Source organism: Pseudomonas sp. GD03858 (assembly GCF_029840925.1).
Classification (GTDB): domain Bacteria; phylum Pseudomonadota; class Gammaproteobacteria; order Pseudomonadales; family Pseudomonadaceae; genus Aquipseudomonas.
In genome coordinates this window covers 1-4,302 of record NZ_JAOCDM010000196.1, presented here as the reverse complement: position 1 = coordinate 4,302, position 4,302 = coordinate 1, and the positions used below count along the sequence as shown (strand labels likewise).

Sequence of the window (4,302 nt, the reverse complement as noted above, 5' to 3'; positions counted from 1 at the left end):
CGACACAAGGCCGCTCCTACAGAGTGCCTACCTAAAGTTGGTTATATAAACATTCTTAAACAGTATTTTTAAGAATATCCGCGCCTCACTAGTATTGCCCTCAAGCCAGGCGCAAATCCCCTTCAAAACTCTGCCCGGCACCCTTACTCACAGGAGAACGAGCATGAGTGCATCTCTGCGCAGCATCGACGGTCAGGACGAAGCCACCATTCTGCGTGAAATCCAGAGCGCCCTGCGCGACCTGCGCTTCGGCGCGGTGGAGATCACCGTGCACAACGCCCAGGTGGTGCAGATCGAACGCAAGGAGAAGTTCCGCCTGCAGCAGCCCGGCAACAAGTCCGGCTGATACCGCATCACTTCAAAACTAGAAAAATGCCAATCGGGAGCTTCACCATGTCCATCCGCCGTTATGCGCTTGCCGCCCTGGCCAGCGCCGTTTTTGCCGGTTCCGCGATCGCCAAGGACTACGAACTGCTGAACGTGTCCTATGACCCGACCCGCGAGCTGTACCAGCAGTACAACGCCGAGTTCATCAAGCATTGGCAAGCCGCCCACCCGGGCGACAAGGTGAAGATTCAGCAGTCCCACGGCGGTTCGGGCAAGCAAGGGCGCGCGGTCATCGACGGCCTGCGCGCCGACGTGGTGACCCTGGCCCTGGCCGGCGATATCGACGAGATCGCCAAGCTCGGCAAGACCCTGCCCGAGGACTGGCAGAAGCGCCTGCCGGACGCGAGCACGCCGTACACCTCGACCATCGTGTTCCTGGTGCGCAAGGGCAACCCGAAAGGCATCAAGGACTGGGGCGACCTGATCAAGAAGGACGTCTCGGTCATCACCCCCAACCCGAAGACTTCCGGCGGCGCCCGCTGGAACTTCCTCGCCGCCTGGGCCTACGGCCTGAAGGCTGGCGGCAGCGAAGAGAAGGCCAAGCAATACGTGCAGGAACTGTTCAAGCACGTGCCGGTGCTCGATACCGGCGCCCGTGGCTCGACCATCACCTTCGTCAACAACGGCCAGGGCGACGTGTTGCTGGCCTGGGAGAACGAGGCTTTCCTGGCGCTGAAGGAAGACGGCGGCAGCGACAAGTTCGAGATCGTCGTGCCTTCACTGTCGATCCTCGCCGAGCCACCGGTGGCGGTGGTCGACAAGAACGCCGAGAAGAAGGGCAACGAGAAGATCGCCGAGGAGTACCTCAAGCACCTGTACAGTCCGGCTGGCCAGCAGATCGCCGCGCAGAACTTCTACCGCCCGCGTGACGCCAAGGTTGCCGCCGAGTTCGGCAAGCAGTTCCCGAAACTGGACCTGGTGACCATCGACAAGGACTTCGGTGGCTGGAAGACTGCGCAGCCGAAGTTCTTCAATGATGGCGGTGTGTTCGACCAGATTTATCAGGCACAGTGATCGGCAATGGAAAGAGCGGGGGCCGCTTTGCGGCCCTTTCGCGACACAAGGCCGCTCCTACAGAAAAGCGCGATCCCCTGTAGGAGCGGCCTTGTGTCGCGATGGGCTGCAAAGCAGCCCCAGGATTTCAGAAGCTAGCACCAGCCCGGGAGCCTTTCCGGGCTTCGTGCGTTCAACCAGGGACCTTTATGTCACGTCGCATTTCCCCCGTCATACCCGGCTTCGGGCTGACGCTGGGCTACACCTTGGTGTACCTCAGCCTGATCGTGCTGATACCGCTGGCCGCCATGTTCGTGCATGCCGCGCAGCTCACCTGGGAGCAGTTCTGGGCCATCATCAGCGCGCCCCGGGTGCTGGCCGCGCTGAAACTGAGTTTCGGCACCGCCCTGTTCGCCGCCCTCATCAACGGAGTGATCGGCACCCTGCTGGCCTGGGTGCTGGTGCGCTACACCTTCCCCGGGCGCAAGATCATCGATGCGATGATCGACCTGCCGTTCGCCCTGCCTACCGCCGTGGCCGGTATCGCCCTGACCGCCCTGTACGCCCCGGCGGGCTGGGTCGGCCAGTTCGCCACCGACCTGGGCTTCAAGATTGCCTACACCCCGCTGGGCATCACCCTGGCGCTGACCTTCGTCACCTTGCCGTTCGTGGTGCGCACGGTACAGCCGGTGCTGGCCGACATCCCTCGTGAGGTGGAGGAGGCCGCCGCCTGTCTGGGGGCGAAACCGCTGCAGGTGTTCCGCCACGTGCTGGCGCCGGCGCTGCTGCCGGCCTGGCTCACCGGCTTCGCCCTGGCCTTCGCCCGGGGCGTGGGCGAGTACGGCTCGGTGATCTTCATCGCCGGCAACATGCCGATGAAGACCGAGATCCTGCCGCTGCTGATCATGGTCAAGCTCGACCAGTACGACTACACCGGCGCTACTGCCATCGGCGTGCTGATGCTGGTGGTTTCCTTCATCCTGCTGCTGCTGATCAACCTGTTGCAGCGCCGTATCGAAACCCCTTGAAGGAGGCCCGGTAATGTCTACGTCTTCCCTTGGCGCGACCGCCGCCGCCAATGCCGCCCGAAGGGGCAGCGCCACCTCGCGCCGGGTGCTGATCACCCTGGCCTGGATCGTCTTCGCGCTGTTCCTTGCCCTGCCGCTGGTGATCGTGGTGTCGCAGGCGCTGAAGAACGGTTTCGGTACCTTCTTCGAGGCGATCTTCGAGCCTGATGCGCTGGCCGCGCTCAAGCTCACGCTGCTGGCGGTGCTGATCTCGGTGCCGCTGAACCTGGTGTTCGGGGTATGCGCCGCCTGGTGCGTGAGCAAGTACAGCTTCCGTGGCAAGAGCGTGCTGGTGACCCTGATCGACCTGCCGTTCTCGGTGTCGCCGGTGATCGCCGGCCTGGTCTACGTGCTGATGTTCGGCGCCCAGGGTCTGTTGGGCCCGTGGCTGCAGGATCACGATATCCAGATCGTCTTCGCCCTGCCGGGCATCGTCCTGGCGACCATCTTCGTCACCGTGCCGTTCGTCGCCCGTGAACTGATCCCGTTGATGCAGGAGCAGGGCACCCAGGAAGAGGAAGCAGCGCGCCTGCTTGGCGCCAACGGCTGGCAGATGTTCTGGCATGTGACCTTGCCGAACATCAAGTGGGGCCTGATCTATGGCGTGGTGCTGTGTACCGCCCGGGCCATGGGCGAGTTCGGCGCGGTGTCGGTGGTCTCCGGCCATATCCGTGGCGTCACCAACACCTTGCCGCTGCACGTGGAGATCCTCTACAACGAGTACAACCATGTCGCGGCCTTCAGCGTGGCCAGCCTGCTGCTGATCCTGGCGCTCTTCATCCTGCTGCTCAAGCAGTGGAGCGAGAACCGTATTAACCGACTGCGCCACGGCGCGGCGGAGGAATGATTCATGTCGATCGAAGTTCGTAACGTCAGCAAGCGCTTCAACAGCTTCCAGGCCCTGGACAACATCAACCTGGATATCCACAGCGGCGAGCTGGTGGCCCTGCTCGGCCCGTCCGGCTGCGGCAAGACCACCCTGCTGCGCATCATCGCCGGCCTGGAAACGCCGGATGACGGCAGCATCGTGTTCCATGGCGAGGACGTGTCCGGCCATGACGTGCGTGATCGCAACGTCGGGTTCGTGTTCCAGCACTACGCGCTGTTCCGCCACATGAGCGTGTTCGACAACGTCGCCTTCGGCCTGCGCATGAAGCCCAAGGGCGAGCGCCCGAGCGAGAGCAAGATTGCCGAGAAGGTCCATGAATTGCTGAACATGGTCCAGCTCGACTGGCTGTCCGATCGCTACCCCGAGCAGTTGTCCGGTGGCCAGCGCCAGCGTATCGCCCTGGCCCGCGCCCTGGCGGTGGAGCCCAAGGTATTGCTGCTCGACGAGCCATTCGGGGCGCTGGATGCCAAGGTGCGCAAGGAGCTGCGTCGCTGGCTGGCGCGGCTGCACGAGGACATCAACCTGACCTCGGTATTCGTCACCCACGACCAGGAAGAGGCCATGGAAGTGGCCGACCGCATCGTGGTGATGAACAAGGGCGTGATCGAGCAGATCGGCTCGCCGGGCGAGGTGTACGAGCAGCCGGCCAACGACTTCGTCTACCACTTCCTCGGCGACTCCAACAGGCTGGCGCTGAGCGAAGGCCATCACGTGCTGTTCCGTCCGCATGAGGTGTCGCTGTCGCGGCATGAGACCGAGGGGCACCATGCCGCCGAGGTTCGTGATATCCGCCCGCTGGGCGCGACCACGCGAGTCACGCTGAAGGTGGAAGGGCAGAGCGAGCTGATCGAGGCCGAAGTGGTCAAGGATCACGACAGCCTGACCGGGCTGGCGCGCGGGGAGACGCTGTTCTTCCGGCCGAAGGTGTGGCAGAAGGTGGCGGATATCTGAGCGGCCTGCATGAAT

The 4,302-nt window shown here is 63.4% G+C and carries 5 protein-coding genes; all 5 read left to right on the top strand.

Translation table 11 applies throughout. The features are described 5' to 3' along the window. The first annotated feature begins 163 nt into the window (after positions 1-163). The 5 genes from oscA to N5D48_RS25775 all read left to right on the top strand — a co-directional run bounded on the left by oscA (position 164) and on the right by N5D48_RS25775 (position 4,287). Positions 164-346, top strand: coding sequence for a sulfur starvation response protein OscA (gene oscA, locus N5D48_RS25795; RefSeq protein WP_016489716.1), 183 nt, complete (start codon positions 164-166; stop codon positions 344-346). Between the two features lie 47 nt (positions 347-393). Further along, entirely contained in the window at positions 394-1,401 is a 1,008-nt protein-coding gene (locus N5D48_RS25790) for a sulfate ABC transporter substrate-binding protein (RefSeq protein ID WP_279888942.1), read from the top strand. A gap of 188 nt (positions 1,402-1,589) precedes the next feature. Beyond that, a complete protein-coding gene (gene cysT, locus N5D48_RS25785; RefSeq protein ID WP_279888941.1) occupies positions 1,590-2,408 on the top strand; it encodes a sulfate ABC transporter permease subunit CysT in 819 nt (272 codons plus the stop codon). Between the two features lie 13 nt (positions 2,409-2,421). Next, positions 2,422-3,294, top strand: coding sequence for a sulfate ABC transporter permease subunit CysW (gene cysW / locus N5D48_RS25780; protein ID WP_279888939.1), 873 nt, complete (start codon positions 2,422-2,424; stop codon positions 3,292-3,294). A gap of 3 nt (positions 3,295-3,297) precedes the next feature. Continuing rightward, positions 3,298-4,287: a sulfate ABC transporter ATP-binding protein gene (locus N5D48_RS25775; protein WP_027592264.1), complete on the top strand. Its 990-nt coding sequence runs from the start codon at positions 3,298-3,300 to the stop codon at positions 4,285-4,287. The last annotated feature ends 15 nt before the right edge of the window (positions 4,288-4,302 follow it).

Excerpts from the sequence above, each read along its gene's own strand:
- oscA (WP_016489716.1), top strand. The coding sequence starts at position 164 with ATGAGTGCATCTCTGCGCAGCATCGACGGTCAGGACGAAGCCACCATT.
- N5D48_RS25790 (WP_279888942.1), top strand. The coding sequence starts at position 394 with ATGTCCATCCGCCGTTATGCGCTTGCCGCCCTGGCCAGCGCCGTTTTT.
- cysT (WP_279888941.1), top strand. The coding sequence starts at position 1,590 with ATGTCACGTCGCATTTCCCCCGTCATACCCGGCTTCGGGCTGACGCTG.
- cysW (WP_279888939.1), top strand. The coding sequence starts at position 2,422 with ATGTCTACGTCTTCCCTTGGCGCGACCGCCGCCGCCAATGCCGCCCGA.
- N5D48_RS25775 (WP_027592264.1), top strand. The coding sequence starts at position 3,298 with ATGTCGATCGAAGTTCGTAACGTCAGCAAGCGCTTCAACAGCTTCCAG.